Origin of the sequence: Desulfurococcus sp. (genome assembly GCF_049970475.1) — an archaeon.
Classification (GTDB): domain Archaea; phylum Thermoproteota; class Thermoprotei_A; order Sulfolobales; family Desulfurococcaceae; genus Desulfurococcus; species Desulfurococcus amylolyticus.
Window position 1 is genome coordinate 1 of sequence record NZ_JBMFMW010000131.1, and the last position, 2,613, is coordinate 2,613.

3 protein-coding genes are annotated in these 2,613 nt (G+C 45.9%); all 3 read left to right on the forward strand.

Going from position 1 to position 2,613, the window contains the following annotated elements; translation table 11 throughout:
* Window positions 1-833 (forward strand): phosphoadenosine phosphosulfate reductase family protein (locus tag ACP5N5_RS06605; RefSeq protein WP_428134297.1); only part of this gene is annotated, 833 nt, incomplete at its 5' end.
* Between the two features lie 152 nt (window positions 834-985).
* On the forward strand, window positions 986-1,816 hold the full coding sequence (locus tag ACP5N5_RS06610) for a putative RNA uridine N3 methyltransferase (RefSeq protein ID WP_428134300.1): 831 nt from the start codon (window positions 986-988) through the stop codon (window positions 1,814-1,816).
* An 80-nt stretch (window positions 1,817-1,896) separates the two neighbouring features.
* The coding region (gene rplC, locus ACP5N5_RS06615) for a 50S ribosomal protein L3 (RefSeq protein WP_428134303.1) at window positions 1,897-2,613 on the forward strand (717 nt) is incomplete at its 3' end.

Sequence of the window (2,613 nt, forward strand, 5' to 3'; positions counted from 1 at the left end):
GGCTCTACATATTCAAGCATAGGCTACCATACAATAAACTCTACGAGCGTGGATTCGATAGGCTGGGATGCTTCCTATGCCCTTCAAGCGCTCTAGCCGAGTTCAAGGATGTCGAGAAGGAATATCCAGAGCTCTGGGGTAAATGGGGAATGATCCTGGAGGAGTGGCGTGTTAAGCTGAGTCAACCAGCTGAATGGATGAAGCTGGGATTGTGGAGATGGCTTACACCGGCATCGGCTAAGAGGAGGATTGCTAGACATATTGAAAACTATAGTATGGACTGGAGGAGGGAGTATACTAATAGATTACTGGGGAGCAGTATAAATCTAGCGCCTCTTGAAATAGTGGAGTCGAATAATGAGTTGAAGATATTGTTTAACAGGGAGGTTCTAGCACCAAGCATAAGGGAGGTTGTTAAGGTGAATATGGGTAGGCTGGGATACAGTGTGGAGGAGCAGGGAGACGTGTTCAGGGTTTCATCAGTGAACACGGTTATAACGGTCTCGGGGAGAAGCATTCATGTAAAACCGTCCATGAGTAGTGAGAACATAGAGGATCTTGTAGACCTCCTCAAGGTAATTTATAGGGCATATGGATGCGTTAAATGTGGGAGTTGCATACTCTGGATACCACCAGGCAATGCCATGCTTACACAAAATGGGCCAATACCTTTAAAGAACCTGGATGATAAAACCAGGAGGTTCTACCTGGAGGCATGCCCTATAAGCGATCAACTAGTGGAGAAGACACTGGTACCACTCATACTTGGAACCCCTAAGGCGTTCAAGCGTAAGACTCGTAGAAGGATAATCACTAGTGAACACTATGGCTGAGAACGTATAGTTGTGAAGCATTATTATAAACCTCGGTAATGCTTAAACTGTAGAGGGTGATTTAGATGGGTGGACGGCAGAAAACAACTATTTTCATGATTAAGGAAAGGAGGAGGGAGTCCCAGAGTAGTCAGAAGAAAGGGTAGGGTTGAGTGGCCAGGATAGGTTTAAGCATCGTTCTACCTACAAGCATCCTCTCGGTGGAGCCCACCCTGTTTTTAAAGTCCCTCAGGATACACCAGGTTGCTCGTTGGTCCTCTATATTCGGTGTTAACAGAGTGGTGTTTTACCGTGAATATGAGACATCTCGAGACGAGTTCCGTGAGCATAGAGAGATCATAAGTATTCACTGGAGATACTTCTTCACACCCCCATACTTGAGGAGAAGGCTTGTTCCACGCAACCCCTTACTCCGCTACGTGGGGGCTCTGCCCCCTATAAGGCTCTCAGAGTTCAATGTATCAGGTAAACCGGTTGATGGGGAGGAGAGAATAGGGTTTATTACTCTTGAGGAGGGCAAGCTTACCGCCTACTTGGATAACGTTGAGAAATATAGCTTAGTGAATCCAGGTGACTGTAAACAGGGGTTTTCAAGGGTCAAAGTTGTCGATTCCAGGAGGAAGCTTGCTGAGTGTATTGATACAGAGTACTATATTGGTCCATCACTAGTATTCAGGAACTCACTTAGAGAGGCCCTGGATGAGGCTGGTGAGAAAGTATTCATAATTGCAACAGATAAGACTGGAGAGACACCCTCGTTGAGTAACCTTGCCTCTCTCAAGGGGAGGATGGAGTTGATGCTGTTATTCGGGAGTCCTGAGCGCGATTTATTCGAGATATCACGGGGTGAAGGATTCAACCTATTAGAGTATGTTGACGCAGTGTGGAATACTGTACCGGGTCAGCATGTTGTATCCGTTAGAACCGAGGAGGCAGTTATAATAACCCTTGGACTCCTAAATTACTGGTTGAAAAAAGAGTAGCGTATATAAGTGCTCATACATTATCTAACACTATGCTTTTAAAACCTGTTTACCTATAGAAGCCTTGAAGGTGTTTAGGGATGGGTCATAGGAAGCTGCATGCGCCAAGACATGGCAGTCTAGGTGTAAGGCCAAGGAAGAGGGCTGAAGAGCTGACTCCCAGAGTTAAGAGATGGCCTGAGAAATCATGGTTTGATATACTAGTTGAGAGGCTTGGAAACGAGGCTACATCACAGGGTGTAGTAGCTAGACCAGTGCTCCTGGGGTTCCCAGTATACAAGGCCGGGATGACTCATGCTATAATAGTTGAGGATAGACCCAACACTCCGGTGACAGGTAAGGAGGTATTTACGCCTGTAACTATACTTGATGCACCACCGATAGTGGTGCTCGGTGTGAGAACCTACATTATTGATGAGGAGGGATACTTGAAGACCAAGGGTGAGGCTTGGAGGAGCCCCTACGACGCTATTGCAAAAGCTTTCGAGGAGCTCTATGCTGGTATCCCATTGATAGGAATTAGTGTAAAAGATGTTGTGAGGAAATATCTACATGGATTAAGAAAGGTGAATCATGGACTAGTTAGGCCTGAGCCATCAAGTGAATATGGCTTCAAGTTTGTTGCCGAGAGTAGTGAAAGCGAGTTAAGGGATGCTCTTAGCGGTGAGATAGCCGATGTGAGGGTAATAGCTTCAACGATACCGGTGTTATCTGGTATAGGTAAGAAGAAGCCTGAAATAATCGAGTTGAAGATCGGTGGAGGCAGTATAGATGAGAGATTGAAGTATGCCGAAGGC